General features: G+C 69.3%; 13 protein-coding genes and 1 pseudogene. 8 read left to right on the top strand and 6 right to left on the bottom strand.

What is annotated here, in order from left to right; all coding sequences use genetic code 11:
- The coding region (locus tag IE275_RS43955; protein ID WP_308435792.1) for a DNA-directed RNA polymerase subunit alpha C-terminal domain-containing protein at positions 1-375 on the top strand (375 nt) is incomplete at its 5' end.
- Positions 376-1,137: 762 nt separating this feature from the next.
- Positions 1,138-1,671, top strand: a complete 534-nt coding sequence (locus tag IE275_RS43960; RefSeq protein WP_189718319.1) for a hypothetical protein — start codon at positions 1,138-1,140, stop codon at positions 1,669-1,671.
- Here the strand turns inward: IE275_RS43960 and IE275_RS43965 are convergent.
- Positions 1,643-2,692 (bottom strand): lytic polysaccharide monooxygenase auxiliary activity family 9 protein, encoded by a 1,050-nt coding sequence (locus IE275_RS43965; RefSeq protein WP_189718320.1) that lies wholly within the window; start codon positions 2,690-2,692, stop codon positions 1,643-1,645. The genes IE275_RS43960 and IE275_RS43965 overlap by 29 nt on opposite strands.
- 501 nt (positions 2,693-3,193) lie before the next feature.
- On the opposite strand from IE275_RS43965, the gene IE275_RS43970 reads away from it, so the two are divergent.
- The gene (locus IE275_RS43970) at positions 3,194-4,837 is read left to right on the top strand and encodes a flavin monoamine oxidase family protein (RefSeq protein WP_189718321.1); all 1,644 of its coding nucleotides are present in this window, start codon (positions 3,194-3,196) and stop codon (positions 4,835-4,837) included.
- A 142-nt stretch (positions 4,838-4,979) separates the two neighbouring features.
- On the opposite strand, the gene IE275_RS43975 is transcribed toward IE275_RS43970, so the two are convergent.
- Complete coding sequence (locus tag IE275_RS43975; protein ID WP_189718322.1) at positions 4,980-6,950, bottom strand: potassium transporter Kup; 1,971 nt, start codon at positions 6,948-6,950, stop codon at positions 4,980-4,982.
- A gap of 1,138 nt (positions 6,951-8,088) precedes the next feature.
- Between IE275_RS43975 and corA the strand changes: the two genes are divergently transcribed.
- Together corA and IE275_RS43990 are read left to right on the top strand one after the other, a co-directional pair.
- On the top strand, positions 8,089-9,183 hold the full coding sequence (gene corA / locus IE275_RS43985; protein ID WP_189718323.1) for a magnesium/cobalt transporter CorA: 1,095 nt from the start codon (positions 8,089-8,091) through the stop codon (positions 9,181-9,183).
- A gap of 542 nt (positions 9,184-9,725) precedes the next feature.
- Positions 9,726-9,989, top strand: coding sequence for a hypothetical protein (locus IE275_RS43990; protein ID WP_189718324.1), 264 nt, complete (start codon positions 9,726-9,728; stop codon positions 9,987-9,989).
- Between the two features lie 399 nt (positions 9,990-10,388).
- On the opposite strand, the gene IE275_RS43995 is transcribed toward IE275_RS43990, so the two are convergent.
- Positions 10,389-10,829, bottom strand: coding sequence for an OsmC family protein (locus tag IE275_RS43995; RefSeq protein ID WP_189718342.1), 441 nt, complete (start codon positions 10,827-10,829; stop codon positions 10,389-10,391).
- Positions 10,830-10,916: 87 nt separating this feature from the next.
- Between IE275_RS43995 and IE275_RS47445 the strand changes: the two genes are divergently transcribed.
- The gene (locus IE275_RS47445) at positions 10,917-11,267 is read left to right on the top strand and encodes a WD40 repeat domain-containing protein (RefSeq protein WP_189718325.1); all 351 of its coding nucleotides are present in this window, start codon (positions 10,917-10,919) and stop codon (positions 11,265-11,267) included.
- Positions 11,268-11,456: 189 nt separating this feature from the next.
- Positions 11,457-12,011: an isochorismatase family protein gene (locus tag IE275_RS44005; RefSeq protein ID WP_189718326.1), complete on the top strand. Its 555-nt coding sequence runs from the start codon at positions 11,457-11,459 to the stop codon at positions 12,009-12,011.
- Positions 12,012-12,684: 673 nt separating this feature from the next.
- Here the strand turns inward: IE275_RS44005 and IE275_RS47450 are convergent.
- A complete protein-coding gene (locus IE275_RS47450; RefSeq protein WP_189718327.1) occupies positions 12,685-13,044 on the bottom strand; it encodes a SpoIIE family protein phosphatase in 360 nt (119 codons plus the stop codon).
- A gap of 75 nt (positions 13,045-13,119) precedes the next feature.
- Between IE275_RS47450 and IE275_RS44015 the strand changes: the two are divergent.
- Positions 13,120-13,320: pseudogene (locus IE275_RS44015) on the top strand (hypothetical protein); the annotation flags it as partial.
- A 91-nt stretch (positions 13,321-13,411) separates the two neighbouring features.
- Here IE275_RS44015 and IE275_RS44020 read toward each other — a convergent pair.
- Together IE275_RS44020 and IE275_RS44025 are read right to left on the bottom strand one after the other, a co-directional pair.
- Positions 13,412-14,416 carry a helix-turn-helix transcriptional regulator gene (locus IE275_RS44020; protein ID WP_189718328.1) on the bottom strand — a complete coding sequence of 335 codons (1,005 nt, stop codon included), beginning with the start codon at positions 14,414-14,416 and terminating at the stop codon, positions 13,412-13,414.
- Between the two features lie 73 nt (positions 14,417-14,489).
- A complete protein-coding gene (locus IE275_RS44025) occupies positions 14,490-18,164 on the bottom strand; it encodes a S8 family peptidase (RefSeq protein ID WP_189718329.1) in 3,675 nt (1,224 codons plus the stop codon).
- Between the last annotated feature and the right edge of the window lie 679 nt (positions 18,165-18,843).

Below are 18,843 nucleotides of genomic sequence, written 5' to 3' on the forward strand. Positions count from 1 at the left end.
GTCGAGCTGTTCGGTCTCGCCCGCGAGCTGAACATCGACGCCGAGGGCATCGACATCGGCCCGTCTCCGGTGGACGCCGCGCTCGCCGCCGATCTGGTAATGCCGATCGAGGAGCTCGACCTCACCGTCCGTTCGTACAACTGCCTGAAGCGCGAGGGCGTCCACTCCGTGGGTGAGCTCGTCGCCCGCTCCGAGGCCGACCTCCTCGACATCCGCAACTTCGGCGCGAAGTCCATCGACGAGGTCAAGGAAAAACTCGCCGGCATGGGCCTCGGACTCAAGGACAGCCCGCCCGGATTCAACCCGACCGCCGCTGCGGACACCTTCGGCACCGACGACGTGGACACGGGTTTCGTGGAGACCGAGCAATACTGAACGCTGCGTCGGGTCACAGCGGCACTTCGCGCACCGGGGACACGAGAACCTCCACGCTGCCCGCTGGGCAGCGTGGACCGGGCCCCCGCCCGTGCACACGGGTTGCAGCGGCGTGAGCGCGACTGAACGACCAGGGTCACCACGAAGAGCAGTCTCCCCGTCTCATTCGCGTGAAGGGGTGCGGCTGCTCCGGGGGATCCCGGGCCGGCGACTGCACGACGTCGGTCATCGTGTCTCTCGCCGTCGTTCGCCCGCTGGAAGAGAAGGGCCGGAGGCCGCTTCCGGCTGTGAGCCTGGGCAGGGTCACCGGAGCCTCGGCTCAAGAACCAGCCGCTCGGCCAGTGGTGTCGTCGCTGGGTTTGTCGTGAGGTCAGTCGGCAGGTCCGACTGCCACCAGGTATGCCTGGCAGAGTTCTTCGCCATCTGGGCAGCGTCGGCTCGGTGTCCTGTGGCAGTGTCCAGCATTGCACAGGGTGTTGTACGTACCTGTGGTACCGGTTTTGGGCCACGGGACCGGACCTGCTCAGATGACTCTGGAGCACAGGCGATTTCCTTTCTGCGGTGCGGCTGTGAGGGTGGTTGGCCCCTCTCCTGCGTGTCCCTGCCTTTCGATGGCCGGTTTGCCGACGCCGCCGGGAGGAGGGGGCTTCCTGGCGGCTTTGGGACGAGATCGCGCAGCCGTCGTGTGAGCCCTGCGCCAGGCAACTGCTTGCAGCACATGCCCTGTGCGGGCCCGCCTTACTCGATCTCAGGAACAGGCGGATGTTCATCCTGGCCGGGCATGTGGGCAGAACGGCACTCGTCCGGCCGGCGGGCGATCTGCGCCTGCCAGTATGGGGCGGTCTTCGGTCCCACCCCTCCTGCTGCCTTGGCATGCTGCTCCGGTCGGCCGACTGTCTGGGCGGTCCATTCCCGGGCGAGCGTTGCCTGGGCCTCGGCCTGCTGGAGCGGTACCGGCTGTTCGGCCGTCACGGCTCCGACAGCCTCATGGATCGCAACGAGCCCTGCATCCAGTACCTGACGCGGTTCGAGGCACTTTTCACGGCGTACCACGCCCAGGGACTTCGTGGAGCTGACCAGCCTGTTGGCCCAGGAAAGAGACGCATCACACAGGACGCCGACAAGCGGACCGTCAGCGAAGCCATCCGCAAGCTCGACGCGGTGCGCACGACCGGGACCGTCGGCGAGGTTCTGGACCTCACGGCCGACAGTCCTCTCGGCAGCACGACGTGCTGGTCCGTGGGACTGGCGGGCTCGCAGCGCGCGCCTAGCGGAATTCGACGTCGGAGACGCTGACGAAGAACTCGCCCTTGAAGTCGTGTCCGGCGTCGCCGCCGCCCCAGACGTTGACGATGGCGTGCCGTCCCTTCCGGGACGCCAGTGCCTCGGTCGCGTAGTGCAGCTCCTGGTCGGCGTGTGTGCCGCCGCCGTGGTACTCGACCATGAAGGGCGTCGGCTCCAGCACGTCCCAGGAGATTCCCTGGGCCTGGTCCCAGTCCTCTGTGGTGATGAACCACTGGTGAGTCCACTTCGGGCCCAGGTGGTTCTGCCTGTAGTTGTAGGTGAAGGTGTGACGGCCGTCCACGGCCTCCAGCGTGCTGGTCGGCCAGTCACCCAGGCCGTCCCCGCCGGCCAGGTCCAGGCCCTGGAAGGCGGGATTCGCTGCCGATGCCACGTTGGCGCCCTGGAAGAACTTGCGGTATTCCAGGTACCCGCGGGCCTCGTTCCACGGCGGGTTGCCGGCCGTGCCGGGAGGCACCACTTCCTGCCAGGTGGTCGAGGTGTTCAACTCGCGCGCCTTCTGGCAGATCGGGGCATCGTCCTCGTCACGGATCGCCCGGATCGCCCGGCTGACCGGGAACTCCAGACTCCCGTGCCGCTCCCGGCCGTCATCCCCACGCTCCTCGTCGTGCCTGGGGATGTGCACGTTGTAGGGCGTGGACGTCGACGTGTCGACGGTGACCTCATCCGTGAACGGCCCCCAGGCGCCGTTGGCGTGCCGGGCCCGGATCCTCACCCGGTACTCGCGGGCTGGGGTCTCTCCGAGGCACACCCAGTGCCGGTTGGCCGACTGCCAGTGCGGATACCAGGCCGCCCAGTACAGGTCCACCGTCTGCGCGAGACGCCCGTCCAGCCACACCTCGTAGTGGTGCGGGTAGTCCGGGCGTCCGCCGTTCCAGTCGGGCGGCTCCGTGGTGCCCTGGCCGGGGGCGTTCGCGCCGATCCGCCAGGTGAGTGAGATGCCTTCGAGCTTGACGTCACCGTCATCGCGGTAGGTCGCCACCGCGCGCAGGTCCGCCGGGTGAGGCTGCTGCATCTTGGGAACTCCTCCAGTCGCACGGAACGGGTGGTCCAGCGCGAAACCACGCACCGAACCACCCCTATTGCCACTAATCAGACTATTGACGGCGGCATATGCCGCAAGTGCGGTGAGCCACAGGCGGCATGCAGGGGCTCTCTGAAGAGTCGGCCGGGGTTCCGGACTACTCCCGGCCGCGCCCGGCACACCAGTCACCTCCCTCCGGCCGCACACGGCTTCGCGAAGGTTGTCCGCCCGCAGGCCGGCAGGCATGGGCGCACGCCGGCGTGCGCCCGCTTCCGTTCCGTGTGCTCACCCGGACGGTCGGCGTCCGCTCTCGCCAGACCGGGAAGGACCCCCTTGCGCAGGCCCAACCCGCACTTCGCACGGCTCTTCATGGCCAGGCCTCGTCTCTTCGGGGCCCTCCCGCGGCGGGTCCCACGGGCTCTTCACCGCACAAGCCACAGGAGCCAGACGAACCGGGAGCGGCACCGTCCCGTCCGACCCGAGAGGTGAGCCATGAGTACCCGCACGTCCGCCACCCCCTCCGCATCCGCGCAGTCGCTCTACCACGCCATGTCCGGCCTCGCCGGCCCGCTGAGCTCCGGCGAAGGCACCACGCCGGACTTCGCCGCCGCACCTCGCGCGGCGGCCGGCGAGGAGCCGTCGGTACTCATCCTCGGCGCAGGCGTCGGTGGTCTCACCACCGCCTACGAACTGGGCAGGCTCGGTTACCGGTGCACGGTCCTGGAGCCCCAGACCCGCACCGGCGGCCGCAACCGCACCGCCCGCAAGGGCGACAAGCTGTACGAACTCGACGGCGAGGGCGACAGCCCGGTGCTGACCCACACCTGCGCGTTCGACGAGGACCTTTACCTCAACCTCGGCCCCGGCCGCATTCCGTACCACCACCGCCGAGTCCTCAAGTACTGCACCGACCTCGGGGTGCCTCTGCAGCCGTACATCATGGAGACGACGGCGAACGTCCTACACAGCGCGGGACACACCCCGCCCAGTCAACCCTGGCGCAACCGGCGGATCGCCAACGACACCCGCGGCCACCTCGCCGCGCTCCTGTCCGCCGCCCTGACCGAGAGCGACGAGTTCACCGGACTGCTGCGGGACCTGCTGGTCAAGTTCGGCGACCTGGACGAGGAAGGCGAGTACCACGGCTCCACCCGCTCCGGCTACGACGAGCCCCTCGACGTCCACGAATTCCCCCGGCCCGCGCCACCGGTGCCCCTCGTCGAACTGATTCAGTCGCAGTTCTGGAAGCACAGGTTCTACCAGCCGGTGGACTACCTGTGGCAGGCCACGATGTTCCAGCCGGTCGGCGGCATGGACAAGATCGTCCACGCCCTCACCGAACGGATCACCTCCGAGTACGACGTGACCGTCGTACTCGAGGCCGAGGTCACCTCGATCGACCTGACGGGAGACGCAGTCAGCGTCACCCACCGCTCGGGCGGACAGGAACTGACAACGACGGCCGACTACTGCGTGAGCAACATCCCGCTGCCGGTCCTGAAGCGGCTCCCTCTGACCGGCTTCTCCCCGGGGTTCCGGAACGCCGTGGCAGCGGTGCCATTCGCGCCGACGTGCAAGGTCGGCTGGCAGGCCAACCGGCGGTTCTGGGAGGACGACCACAACCAGATCTACGGAGGCATCAGCTGGACCGACCACCCCATCACCCAGTTCTGGTACCCGTCCAACGACTACTTCTCCCAGACGGGCACCCTCACCGGGGCGTACAACTTCGGCAATCACGCCGAGGACATGGGCAAACTCGCGCCGGCCGACCGGCTGCGCATGGCCCGGGACGGCGCCGCACAGCTGCACCGGGAGTTCCTGGAGAAGACCACCGTGCCCCAGGACCTGGGGGTGACCATCGCCTGGCACAAGGTGCCGCACCAGCTCGGCGGCTGGGCCGACTGGGATCCGGCCGACCCTGATCACCAGGTCGCCTACAAGCAGCTCCTGCAGCCCGAGGGCGAGGGCCGCTTCTACGTTGTCGGCGACCAGGCATCCCCGCTGCCCGGCTGGCAGGAGGGAGCCATGATGTCGGCACAGTACGTCGTCGCGCAGATCCTCGGCCTCCTCCCCCGCACCGCCCCCAAGACGGTCCAGGTCCCGGACGCCGCCTTCCTGACACAAGGACTCTGAACACACCCTCGGGAGCCGGTCCACAGCTACCGGCCGGTCGGGTGACGCCGACAGGGGGTCGCATGTTCGCGCCCAGTTGCTACCGGCGATACCGGTGCACGGGGCCGCTGAAGGACAAGACGGGTCATGGGGCGTGTAGCACCTACACCTCGATGTGCGAGCCCATGATGACCGTGCGGTCGCGGGGCAGGCTGAAGTACTCGGCGGCGTCGGCCGTGATGTAGGAGGTGGCGATGAACAGCCGCTTGCGCCAAGGCGCCATCGTCGGCGCCTTCCCGCGCCGGAGCTCAATCTTCGACAGGAAGTAGGACGCCTGGTCGAGCTGCAGGGGCCCTTCGGTTTCGGCCGGGTCGAGCAGGGCCAGTGTGCCGGGTACGTCCGGAATCTCCATGTAGCCGAACCTTGCGGTGACGTGGATGATCCCGTCGTCGGCATACCCGAGGTCGTCGACCACGATCCGCTGGCCGGCCGGGACGCGGGGCACGGGCTGGGTCTTGATGGAGAGGATCACGACATGGTCGTGCCGCACGTGGTTGTGCTCGACGTTGGCCCGCATGGCCAGGGGTGCGGTCTCCTTGTCCCGGTTCAGGAAGACGGCCGTGCCGGGCGCCCGGACCGTCGGTTCCTGCCCCGCGCGAAGGTGCTCGATGAACTCGGGCAGTGGGCCCTCCTGGCGCGCCCGTTCCGCCGTGACGAGTTCGCGGCCGCGCTGCCAGGTCGTCATGACGGTGAACGCGGTGAGTCCGATCAGCAGCGGCAGCCACGCGCCGTGCACGAGCTTGGTCATGTTGGCCGCCACGAACAGCAGGTCCACGAAGAGGAGCGCGCCTCCGCCGATGGCGAGCAGCCAATTGGGTGTACCCCACTTGGCGTGGGCGACGTAGAAGAAGAGCAGGGTGGTGATGGTGATGGTGCCGGTGACCGCCATACCGAAGGCGTAGGCCAGTTCCGCGGAGGAGCGGAAGGCGAAGACCAGGGTGAGGACCGAGACCATCAGGAGCCAGTTGATCCAGGGGACGTAGATCTGACCGATGGTCGACTCGGAGGTGTGCGCGATGCGCAGCCGCGGCAGGTAGCCCAGCTTTGCCGCCTGGGAGGCGACCGAGTACGCGCCGGTGATCACCGCCTGGGAGGCGATCACGGTCGCCGCCGTCGCCAGCAGGACCATCGGCCAGCGTCCCCAGTGGGGCACGAGCAGGAAGAACGGGCTGCTGATGTTGTCCGGATCGTCGAGGATCAGCGCGCCCTGGCCCAGGTAGCTCAGGACGCAGGCGGGCAGTACGAGGAACAGCCAGCCTCGGGTGATCGCCCGGCGGCCGAAGTGCCCCATGTCGGCGTAGAGCGCCTCGGCGCCGGTGACCGCGAGCACGATCGCGGCCAGGGCGAAGAAGGCGGTGCCCCAATTGCCGAACAGGAAGCCCAGCGCGTACGTCGGTGACAGTGCCCTGAGGATGACCGGATGGTCGGCGATGCCGACGACGCCGCACGTGCCGATGGCCACGAACCAGGCGATCATGACCGGCCCGAACACCCGGCCCACCGCGGCGGTTCCCCGGCGCTGCACCAGGAACAGCGCCACGATGATCACCGCGGTGATCGGCACGACCGCGCTCTCCAGCGACGGCTCGACGACCTTGAGTCCTTCGACCGCGGACAGCACCGAGATCGCCGGGGTGATCATGCTGTCGCCGAAGAACAGCGACGCGCCGAAGATGCCGAGCGCGGCCAGTACGGTGGCGGCCCGGCGCCCGCGCTGTGAACTCCACCGCCGCAGCAGCGTGATCAGCGCCATGATGCCGCCCTCACCGTCGTTGTCGGCGCGCATCGCCAGCAGCACGTAGGTGACCGTCACGATGATCATCACCGACCAGAACACCAGCGACACCACCCCGTACACGTTGTCCGTGGTGACCGGGACGGGATGCGGGTCGCTCGGGTTGAACACCGTCTGGAGGGTGTAGATCGGGCTGGTGCCGATGTCGCCGAAGACCACGCCGAGAGCACCGATGACCACCGCGAGGCGCACCGCGTCGTGCGCGCTCGCCCGACGGGCCTCCGATGCCCGCGACGCGGCTCCGTCGTCCGACTCGGTTCCCTTCCGGCGATCGGCCATGGCGCTCCTCCTCGTGTGGGGCGCTGAGCTGCGGCCCCGGGGCATCGGAGCGGACGATACCGACCCCGCGGCCCAACCGCCTGTAGGGGCGCCACTTCGTCCCGACGATCGTCGCCGATCTACTCGCCATCGACCACGACCAAACGATCAACCGGGCCGTGGCCCACTCCATGATCATGGACGCGGGAAGACCAAGGAAGCGGGGGACGCTGCGGTCCACCCGCCCCCTGTCGTGCGGCAGGCCGCGCGATGCATCCGCAGTCATCCGTTGCCGTGCCGTGCCGGACCGGCTCCCGCCAGCAAGTGACTTCATGACGGTGGCGTGACTCGGATCATTCGTCGACGAGTTCGTCGAGTACCTCGGCGGCGGTCGTACGGCCGTGGCCGGCCAGACGTCACGGTTCGGTGAGGTCGCCCTGTTCGGTGGCGAGTTCGATGAGCTGGCCGGTCGCGGTGGAGTTGCCGGTCTCCGCCAGGCGCCGCAGCTCAGCCATAGCGCCTTGCCCGTGGCCCGTTCGATCAACTCGTCGGCGGCGTCCGCGTCTCCGCGATCGACGCGCTCGCGCAGAGCAGCCACATCGGAGTGAGTCGGCCGATCGGGTTCAGGCTCACCCGGTCCATCCGTTCGCCGGTCGATCTCGTGCGTCGTGCCAGCTGAGGGATACGAGACGCACCGCCTGCTGACGCCTCACGGGGAAGCCGCCCAGCGGCGCCACCTGACCGAGTGGGGTCCGCCGAACAAGCGGGTGAAACCGCTACGCGTGTGGCTCAACCCAAGCCACGGGCCCGCGCTGGACGCGCTTCCCTTCGACCTGGTGTGGGCGACGACGTCGGAAGGAGAGGCCAACGCTTTCGTCGCACATGTCCTGGGACTGCCCGAGCTGCCCTTCATTGCCTGGCCCTCGCCACGGGCCGAGCCCGGCGGCGGAATGGCCCGGTCGGCTGCCAGGGCAGCCGATGGCCCGACGGGGCCGGCCACGGGATGCTGCCCGGTCCGCTCTGCCGTACGGCCCAGGTCCTGGGCAGACACATGTGCTCGGCGTCCTGCTCCTGCATCCGGCGCATGGTGCCCTTGGCGACGAGTCCATTCATCGCCACCTGGCACACTGGCCGGACCCCCGGCGAAGGAGTACACCGCATGTCGATGGTCGGCAACCTGCGCAAAGTCGCCCGTCTCGCGCGGCGGGGACGGCGCGTGGACCTCAGCCACCCGGCCCGCTCCCCGCTCGGCTCCACCGTCGTCAACTGCGTCATCTACCGCGACGGCGCCCGCCAGGAGGCCGCTCCCACCGTCGAGGAATCCCTCGCCCGGGTACGCAAGCGGGGCCACGGCTTCGTCTGGCTCGGCCTGCACGAACCCACCGAGACGGAGATCGCGCGGGTGGCCGAGCTGTTCGGCCTGCACCCGCTCGCCGTCGAGGACGCCGTCCACGCCCACCAGCGCCCCAAGATCGAGCAGTACGGCGAGGTCCTCTTCTCCGTCTTCAAGACCGTCACCTACGTCGAGCACGCCGAACTGACCGCGACCAGCGAGGTCGTCGACACCGGCGAGATCATGGTCTTCACCGGACCCGACTTCGTCGTCACCGTCCGCCACGGCCGTCACGGCTCCCTCGGCCCCCTGCGCGAGGACCTCGAGACCGAGCCCCAACTGCTGGCCAAGGGCCCCTCCGCGGTCCTGCACGCCATCGCCGACCACGTCGTCGACGACTACGTCAGCGTCGCCGAAGCCGTCCAGAACGACATCGACCAGGTCGAGACCGACGTCTTCTCCCCGCACAGCCCTCGCAACGCCGACGCCGGCCGCATCTACCAGCTCAAACGCGAACTCCTCGAACTCAAGCGCGCCGTCGTCCCCCTCGCCCGCCCCCTCGACCGGCTCGCCACCGAACCCCGCGCCTGCGTCGACAAAGACATACAGGCGTACTTCCGGGACGTCGCCGACCACCTCACCCGCGTCACCGAACAGATCACCGCCTTCGACGCCCTGCTCGACTCCATCCTCCAGGCCCACCTCGCCCAGGTGACCGTCGCCCAGAACGAGGACATGCGCAAGATCACCGCCTGGGCCGCGATCATCGCCGTACCCACCATGGTCTGCGGCGTCTACGGCATGAACTTCGACCACATGCCGGAGCTGCGCTGGCGCTTCGGCTACCCCCTCGTCCTCGCCGTCATCGCCACCGCCTGCTTCGTCATCCATCGGGGGTTCAAGCGCAACGGGTGGCTCTGACGTCGGCTCCGGCCGCCCAGGTGGTCGCCGTGCCGGTCAGTCGGCGTACTCCTTACGAACTCGCCGATCCGCGCTTCGGCCACGCGCTGCAGGACTTGCGGACGGCTGTCCTGGCGGTGGAGAGCGACCGTACCTGACCGGACGCGGACGACAAGGGCTGCTGCTGATGAGCGCCCGGATATCCCTGGGGTGGGTTGGCCCGTCGCCGGCCCGGCGTTTCCTCCCGGTTCCGCCGGCCCGTTCGGCCGGTTCGCAGACAAGAGGGGGCAGATCCGAAAAGGATTCACCTCCGGCCGAAGTCTCCTTCGAACCCCGCTCCCGCAGCCACGGCACCCGGGACGCACAGGCCGGGAAACGACGATGCGCGCCGCGCCACGCCGCTCAGCAGCACAGCCCGGGGGCAACCGCGGATCCGGACGGGGCCGGCCCGACGCCCGCACACACGGCGCCGGAGATCGTTCCCGCGGCAAGGGACCCCGCCCCGTCCGCACATACGCACTGTGATGAACTGGCCACCGATCACCAGCAATAGAGGGGGAGAAATGACGGCAGACACAGAACAGCTCCGTCGGGACGGGCACCACATCGAGAAGTGGTCGCTCGGCTGGATGCTCCTGTCGCTCGCGATGTGGGCGTGGTTCGGCTACCGGTATCTGCTGGACAACGACCGGGAACACCTCGCAGGCCCTGAAGACGGCCGCACCCTGGTAGGCATCCTCGCACTGGCCGTCATCCCGACGATCATCACGGCAGCGACCCTCACGTACGCCCGCGTCCTGTTCCGCCTCGCCCGCCAGACCTCATAGGAGAAGACGGGGGCAACCCCACACGCCGAACACAGCCTGCTCCACCGATACCGGTCCCTGTCCGGCCACAGCCTGCGCGTCGTACCACCCCAAGCCATGCCCGATCTGGCGCACAGCCCTCTCACGCCACCGCGCGCGGCATGAAGCGGCCGAGCTCACGGAGCAACGCCATAACATCCCGGTTCCCGCCTCTCCCATGCCGCATCAGCCATCCAACGCAGGCACCTGGGGCTGCCTGGCGCAGCAGGTGGTGTGCCTCGTCGCGTTTGCGGGCGACGAGGTCGTGGTGTGGTGTCTTCTCCCGTTCGAGTTCGTTCGCCTCGGCCAGCCAGGCTGGCTTGCTCGGCCTTGGTGAGGACCTCTCGGGCGGCTCGGGGGCCGACGGGGCCACAGGTGGAATCAGGCGCCGTCCGTCCTGTCGGATACGGTGACGCCGACCGGTGTGCCTGCCTCGACGGTGCGGCTGACCGTGCACAGCCGGTCGTGCGACGCCTGCACGGCTCGGGGCAGGATGGTGCGGGCGCGCTCCCCCGACGGCCCGTCCGGGAACGCGACGGAGAAAGTGACCTCGAGGTCCGACATCCGGTTGCCGCTCTCGTCCTCGACCTTGCTGCCGGTCACGGTGACGGAGAACGTGGTCGGTTCCTCGTGACGAGTCGTTGCGACCTCCACGTCGGCCGCGGTACAGCCGCCGATCGCCGCGAGGAACAACTCGACCGGAGTGAAGTCCGCACCCTCGCCGGTGCCGAAGCCCAGCGTGCCCCCACGGGCATTCGTCGCGGTGAACCGGCCCGGGCCGGCCCGCTCGATGGTGACAAAACGCAGCGAATCGTCAGTCATGGCGACGACAGTACCGGCACAGTCCGGCTGTGGATCCCCACCACCCGCCAACTCATCGGCCGGTTCCTCACCGGACACCAGGGCCTGGTGACTGCGGTCGCGTTCTCCCCCACCGAGTCCCTCCTCGCCACAGCCGACGGATTCGAGGGAACCCTCCGGCTGTGGAATCCGGACACGGAGACCCCTCCCGGCTCCTCCGCACTGACCCGCGGTTGCGGAGGCGGTTGCCCGGTCAGCCGCGCGCGGTACGACGGGCCGCGCGCGCCACGGGCGGACGGCGCGGGCGCCACGGGCGGACGGCGCGGGCGCTCCGGCAGCAGGGGGACGACGACGCGGACCACTGCGCCGAGGCAACGCGGCCGTCGTTCGTCCCTGGGAGTCCTGGTCGATGCAGGGCCAGTGGGGCGTCCGGGGTCGCCGGCACGTCGCGGCGGTTGATGCTGCGGATGTAGACCCACAGCTGCGGGAACTCCAGGGAGCGTTCGGCCCGGCCCCAGGAGTCGTGCGGCACACGGAGTGGTCGTCGACGCCGAGGCCTGGGTGGACTCCGCCTACGGCTGAACCGTGGTCGACGTCGGTGCGGCTGCAGAGCGGGCAGTGGCGGCGTTGGCGGATAGGCTGGCGGACATGCCGGATACCGCGCTGCTCATTGTCGACTTGCAGGGCGCCTTGGTGGCAGGAGCGCACGATGCCGATGCCTGCCTTGCTCGCGTCGCCGAACTCGCCGAGCGCGCCCGCGCAGCCGGCGCACCCGTTCTCTACCTGCGCCAGCGGGTCGACCTCCCCGGCGTACCGGCCGAACTGCTGGACATCCATCCGGCGGTGGCCCCACAGCCCGACGACACAGTGCTGGACAAGGACAGCGCCGACTCCTTCCTGGACACGCCGCTCGACGGGCTCCTGCGCGAACGCGGCGTCCGGCGGGTGGTCGTCACCGGCTTCGCAACCGAGTACTGCGTCGATTCCACCAGCCGCAGCGCGCTCTCGCGCGGCTACGACCTCGTCCTCGTCGCCGACGGCCACACCACCCCACAGCGCCCCGCCGACAGTCCGCTGCCGAGCGCGGCCCAGGTGATCGTCCACCACAACGCCGTCTTCGCGACGATTGCCTACGCCGGCCGCACGATCCAGGTACTCCCGGCCATGAAAGTGGACTTCACCGCCGAGCCGGGCGCCGAATAGGACGCGTCACTTCACGCTCTGGATCGGCCGGGCAACGGCCACGCTCAGCAGCACGACAGCCAGGGCGAACACGAACCGCATCCGATGGACGGGCTGCCTGTCCGTGCCCGAGGCAAGTCCTGGGCCCACCGCCTGGAGGCGCTCAACACCCTCGCGGCAGCACGGTCGGCACGCGGACGACATGCTCGCGGAACTCCGCAATGAGATCGCCGTACTCGGCGTCACTAGCAGCACGACGTTCGACACTTGGCGTACTCGCTGTCCAGCCGACACTACGGCACGACTCCGACCGCCTTGGACTGCCCCGCCCGGCAGGCACTGCGACCCCCGAGGAGAGAGAATGTGGTCTGCGCGCCATACCGATTCCGGCCCGAAGTCGATGACCCGGCCGAACTGGGCCCGTCGGTCCGGGCGTTTCCCCCTCTCCCCGGTGACACGGTCCGGCGGCCGGTCCACGGCCAAGCTCTCAAGGACCGTGACACGTGGAAGCCTGACGCCCCAAAGTGTCTCCGACCGCCCGGACGCTGATCGACCGCATGGACCACACGCGATTCGGCCTCCGGTGATCGAGAAATACGCGACACATGTTCTCGACTGCCGAAACCGCCTTACCGCAACGAACGTTGAGACCCATTAGCATCTCGAAACCCCCAGTCCCGCCGTTCATGCCCGGTCACTTGTCAGGTGTTGTGCGCGGGTGGGAGCGGCTCTCGAGCCGCGTCGCCATGACCGCAACGTCATCCTCGGCGTGTCCGGCGTCGAGGCGGGCCAGGGCCGTGTCGATAACGCCCTCGACGTCCGAGGACGAGCTGAAATCGATATGGGCCAGCCGCTGCAAGGACTCTTCGATGTCTTCGCCGCGGAATTCGACGAGCCTGTCGGTGAACAGCATGAGTGTTTGTGCAGAGTCCAATCGGTGTGGGCCCCCGCACCGGCATCTGCCCCATAGTCGTCGCCGACACCGCCGTCTACCGCGACGACAGTCACCTCTCAGAGGCGTACGCCGAGGCGCTCGCCCCGGTTCTGGCGCCATCGCTGGATCGCCTCATGGGTGCGCCCTGAGCACACCGAATGATCACACAGCCAGTGACGCGGAACGAGGCGCCGAGGTCCCACCGGTGCGGCGACCTTCTCCTTCACCGGCGTCGAGGAGCTCAACAACGGCACCACCCCGCGCACGGTGAAGGTCACCACCGACAGCAGCGTCGAGTTCGACGCGGTCGTCCGCATCGACACCCCCGGTGAAGCGGACCTCTGCCGCAACGGCAGCGTCTTGCAGTACGTGCTGCGCGGCCCGATCCGCGCGTAAGACTTCACACAGGCAGGCAGGTTGAGGGCCGCGCCCCGGTCATCGGGGACGCGGCCCCGCACCGTGAAGGGCCGCCCTTCACGGTGCCGACTCACACCCAGCCGCGCTGCGCCGCCCGCACCCCCAGTTGGAACCGGCTCGCCGCCCCCAGCCGCTCCTGCAACTCGCTCACCCGCCGCCGCAGGGTCCTCAGGCTCACCCCCAGATGACGGGCCACCGCCTCGTCCTTCATCCCGGCCGTCAGCAGCCGTATCACCATCCGTTCCTCCTCGGACAGTTCACTGTCCTGCACGGGCATGCCGAGGGGAGTCGCCTGCTGCCAGGCCATGTCGAAGAGCCGCTGCAGTGCCTCGGTCACCGCGGAGTGCCGCACCACCACACAGCAGTACCCGCCCGCCGCCGACGCGGTCAGCGGAAGCAACGCCCGGGACCCGTCGACCACCAGCAGCTTCGTCGGCACCGAGGGCAACACCCTTGCCCGCTCGCCGAGTTCACCCATCCGCAGGGCCTGGGCCAGTACCTTCGGATCCTCCAGGGCGGTCGCCGCGTAGATGCCCCGGGAGATGATCCCGCGGCGCAGCAGATCCGCCTGGAGATCCTGCTGCGGGGCGGGCGGGGCGAGATAGGGAGGAGTGTCGAAGAGGCACACCTCGCGCTCGGCGCGCGCGTACAGCTCCTCCAGCCGGGCTGCGATGGCGCCTTCGCCGGAGACCACTTCCACCAGCCGGGTCGGCTCCTCGCGCAGCAGTCCCGCCTCGTACGCGATCGCCATCTCCTCGGCGGTGGCGGCGAGCAGTTCGGACTCCGTCTCGCGCTGGCGGATCAGCGCCCGGACCGCCACCCGTGGATCCACCGCCCGCATTCCGCCCATGGAGTCCGGCGGTTGCAGCAGCCCGAGCGCGAGCAACCGGTTGCAGGCCTCGCGGACCCGGGCCGCGGAGTCGGCGCCCGTCAGCAGCGCCCAGCCGGCCGCCCCGGCATCGGGCTGATGGAGGATCGCCTGATAGACGAGCTCGTCGAACGCGGAGACCCCCACCGCGGCCCAGGGGCCCGCGGCAGGGGTCTGCGTTGCCGTGTCGTATGCCGTGTTCACCATGTCCCGGCACGGTAGTGGATCTTTGTTAAGGCTGAGGGCGCATCCTCCAGCCTGAAGTAGGCCTGGTTCAGGCCTACTTCAGTCCGAACGCCCGCAGCACGGTCTGATCGATCCCGTTGCCGTCGCGGTCGGCGGCCCGCACCCGCAGCGACACCGTCTCGGCGCCCTTCGCGGGCTTGAACCGGGCCTTGCCGTCCTCGACCTTCACTTCCTTCCAAGTCGTGCCGTCGTCGTAGGAGACCCAGGCCTTCAGACCGCGCGCCTTCGCGCTGCCCAGCTGGTTCGAGACCGGCAGCGCGACCTCCAACTGCCTGCCGCGCTCGGCCCGGTTGAGCAGGTCGAGACCCTTGGGCGCGATGCCGACCGTGAGCAGCGGCAGCGCCGTCTCGGCCGTGGTGTGCGCCGAGGCGAAGGTCCACTCGGTGTGCGTGCTCGTGGAGTACTTGGCCCAGGCCGCCCGACGCTGCACATCCAGGTCGAAGCGGTACGACGCGTTGTCCGCCGGCACCTCGAAGACGCCGTACCCGCCGAGCGTGGAGTCACCGATCAGCCGCCCGTCCGCGTAGAGCTTGCCCTTCGCGGTGTTGTCGGTGCCGTCGATGTTGCCGTAGTGACCGGGCGTGGAGTCGGTCAACTCCGCGACGCGGAGCGTGAGTTTGTCACCGGTGCGTTGGGAGAGGCCGTACTCCTCGCTGGTTCCCGGCCGGACGACCTGACGCAGCCAGTTCTCGGTGGTGGGGTCCGTGCCCGGCGTGGCGAAGGTCCGCAGCGGGCTCCACTGACCCCGGAGCGTGTTCCAGTGCGGGTAGACGACGTGCCAGGTACGGGTGTCCGGGTCGGCGTAGTAGTACTCGTCGCGTTCCGTGCCCAGCTCGGTCTCCACGCTGCTCTCGATACCGAAGCGCTGCCAGGGGCGGAAGGTGTACAGGGTGTCCGCGCCGATCTCGCCGGCCGTGGCCCCGTAGTAACGGGCCTTCGCCTTCACCGTGTTGGACTTGTCCAGGTCGTACGTCTGGTCTGCCGTGATGGCGCCGCTCTGCGCCGCGAGCAGGTTGTAGACGTACGGACTGGTCGGCGTGCCCTTCAGCTTCAGCGTGACCTTCTTGCCGGTCTTCAGCAGGTCGCCGAGCGCGGCGCCCTGCTCACCGGTGGCGATCATCAGCGGCACCGTGGTCGCGCGGTCGACGGCCTCGATCCAGAAACCGGGCGTCTTACGGTAGGCGATGAGGTAACCCGCCCCCGCCTTGGTCGCGTTGTCCAGGGCGCTCTGGGCGCGCTCCGTGGCGCCGAGCGCGACCACCGCCACCTTGCCCTTGACGTCGAGCCCCGCGAAGTCGGCCTCGGTACCGCCGCCCGCGTCCACCGCCTGCACCTTGCGGTCACCGCTGAACTTCAGCGGGAAGTCCTCGTACGTCTGCGAGTAGTAGAGCGAGGACAGCTCGGTCTTCTTCGGGCTGGTGACGCTCGCCGTCAACTCCTTCGCGTACAGCCGGAACTTGGCGTAGAAGTCCAGGGTTCCCACGGTGACCTGCTTCGTCGGAGCCACATAGATGTGGTCGGTCCAGAAGCCCTGGCTGTAGGTGAGACCCCAGGTGCTGCCCGGCCCCTCGCGGTGCCAGCTGGTGCTGAAGCCCTTGAACTCGGAGTCCTCCTTGGTCTTCGGCTTGATCTCCACTGCCTCACGGGCGTCGAGGACGACCTCGGTGTCCCCGTTCACCTTGATCTCGGGATTGCCGACGACCGAGGTGCCGACAGCAATCCCGCCCCCGTCCCGGTCCGGGATCCAGGTCGAGATCGAGTACGTCCCGGCCGGCACCTGCCAGGTCCAGCCGCTGCCGATGAAGCCGTACTCGTTGGGACGGGCGCCGTTCAGCTCCTGGAGCGAGTAGATCGACGCCCCGGTGGACGGCTTGCCGTCGCGGCCCAGGAGCGAGACCTTCAGGTCGTAGGTCTTCGGCGACTTCTCGAAGCCGACGCCCGTGGTGACCTGGATGCCGTCGGCGGTCGCCGTGATGTGGCCCGTGTACTGGCCCTCGGCCTCCGCCGCGGGGTCGACACCGACCGGGACCGTGGCGGTGCCCCGCGCGGGGACGGTCACCGTGGCGGCGCCCACCGTGACATCGGCGAGCGACGACGTGAGCTTCAACTCCACAGCTTTGTCGGTGGTGTTGGTGTACGTGATGTCCTTGCTGGCGACCTCGATGTCACCGTCCTCGAACTTCCCGAAGCTCAGCGTCGAGGTCGCGAAGACGTTCTGCGTGACGGCCCGCACGGCGTCGACCCGCCCGTCGCCCTGCTCGAACACCGAGTTGTCGGCGTTCGTCTTCGCCGTGCTGGCCAGGGCTTCCTTGATCTGCTCACCGGTCCAGTCCGGATGCGCCTGCGCGACCAGCGCCGCCGTACCCGAGACATGCGGGGTGGCCATCGACGTACCGCTGGCCGTCGTGTAGTAGTCGTCGACCGGCGTACTGCCGGGCATGCTGGTACCGGCGGCACGCGCCGCGGTGATGCTCACCCCCGGCGCGGTGATCTCCGGCTTGACCGCGGAGTCACCGAGGCGCGGGCCACGGCTGGAGAACGACGCCAGCTTGTCGGACTTGTCGACCGCGCCCACCGTCAGCGCCGAGTCCGCGATGCCCGGCGTCCCCACGGTCTGCTCGCCCGGACCAGCGTTGCCCGACGCGATGACGAAGAGGCTCCCGGTGGACGCGGACAGCTCGTCGACGGTCTCACTGAGCACGTCCGAGGGGCCGGACGCCGTACCGCCCAGCGACATCGAGACGATCTTCGCCCCGGAGTGCGCCGCCCACTCCATGCCCGCGATGATCCACGAGGCCTGGCCCTCGCCCGCGTTGTTCAGCACCTTGCCGACCAGCAGCTCCGCGCCCGGCGCCACACCCTTGCGCTTGCCGTTCGAGGCGGCGCCCGAGCCGGCGATGGTGGCCGCCACATGGGTGCCGTGGCCGAAGCCGTCCTGCACGGTCTCGTCCGGTACGAAGCTCTGCGTCTCGGCGATCTTCCCGGCCAGGTCCGGATGCCCGGTGTCCACACCGGTGTCCAGCACCGCGACCTTGACGCCCGTGCCGTCGTAGCCCGCCCGCCACACCTCGGGCGCGCCGATCTGCGGCACGCTCACATCCAGGGACGCCTTCACCTTGGCGTCCAGCCAGATCTTGTCGATGCCTTCGCCGAGCCGCTTGGCGGCCCTGGAGGTGGCCTCGGTACCGAGCGCCGGGGCGATGTCCGCCCAGAACGCGGTGGACTTCTTCGCGCTCAGCGCGGCGCCGTCGATCCCGGGCAGCGCCAGCGTCCGGCGCGCACCCTCAGGGGTCGCACTGCCCTTGCTGTAGGTGGCGATCACCGGGGTGGCACCCGTCTTCGCGTCCGCGTACCCCTGCTCGACCAGCTGGGTGACGTTGAACAGGGCCGGGTCGAGACGGCCCGCCTGGATCAGCGGGATGGCGTCCGCGGGCAGGACGCTGATCTCTCCGTCCTTCTCGCTGGACAGGAAGGTGGCGGCCTCGCGGCCCTTGCCACGGTGGACGTCGACGGCGGACTTGCCGTCAGGTCCGGTGGTGAGCGACACGGTGTCGCCGGTGATGAGGGTGACGATCTGCGGTACGGCGGAACGCGGGCCCGTGGGCGGTGTGGTGACCGAGGCTCCGAATACGGCGGCCGCGGGCGGGATCGCCCCCGCGAGCAGTCCGGCAGCTGCGGCCCCGGCCCACAGGGCATGGAGTCTTCGCATGGGTGGACGTCCTCCCCTGAACGTGTCAGACCTCCGCCGGTGAGCGGAGGCCGGAGTTCAGACTGGGCGCCGAGTCACACGAGGTTCAAGGGAATCCGGTGGCCGAAGCGTGCCAATGCCCCCTTCGGTCACGGCAGTCGACACCTCCCCCTCCCGCAGACTCCGTCGTACCTGGTGGACAGCCGTCACACGGCTGCGGCTCAGGGTGAACACAGGGTTCAGCCGGCCGACCAGGGCAGAATCCGGACATGACCGGCGCCCCGGGGATCCGAAGCCGGCGAGTCCGCGTCCCCGTCGTCGATGACGAACCCGCGCTGACCGAAGTGCCTCCGTGGCCGTCGGGGACGCGGGCCGGCACCCCTACCCGGCGCCCGACGGACACACCGCGCTGCGCGAGGCACACCGCTGCGCCCCGCACGCCGTCGTCCTCGACGGCGTGCCACGGCTGCGGGAGGCGATTCGGCATCGCCCATGTCGACTTCGTGACGCGAACGCCCGGCCGGTTCCCGGTCATCACGCTCAACAGCCCCTTGCTCACCGCACTGTCCGCCCTCAGTTGAGGTGCACGACATGCCGCCGCAGGACGGACGCAGCCCGCAATCTGCCGGTCAGTGTGCCGGCGTCCGGCGTCCGGCCCGCAGCCACGCTCCGGCCTGGCACGAGGCGCAGCCGAGACAAG

Origin of the sequence: Streptomyces phaeofaciens, assembly GCF_014648915.1 — a bacterium.
In the GTDB taxonomy this organism is placed as follows: domain Bacteria; phylum Actinomycetota; class Actinomycetes; order Streptomycetales; family Streptomycetaceae; genus Streptomyces; species Streptomyces phaeofaciens.